Below are 232 nucleotides of genomic sequence, written 5' to 3'. Positions count from 1 at the left end.
GATGTGGTCTTCGCCGATGTTGGATACCCACGGCAGCGCGCCGTTAACTTTGTAGCCGCCATCCACGCGCTCGGCTTGAAGGTTGTGTTTTTCAATGCCGGCGAGGTGTTTGACGGTATTGGACATGCCCGTACCCGCCAAGACTTTGCCTTGCAGGATGTCGGCGAGGTATTTGTCTTTGACGGCTTGGTTGGGCGTTTGGTGCAGATACCACGCGCAAGCCGCCTGACAC

General features: G+C 57.3%; 1 pseudogene. It reads right to left on the bottom strand.

Annotated elements, in window-relative coordinates:
* A pseudogene (locus ACTHS3_RS18790) lies at positions 1-232 on the bottom strand (acyl-CoA dehydrogenase family protein); the annotation flags it as partial.

This window comes from Neisseria sp. P0009.S007 (genome assembly GCF_051962515.1).
The sequence above is the reverse complement of the archived record's forward strand: the minus strand, read 5'-3'. Positions and strand labels throughout refer to the sequence as shown.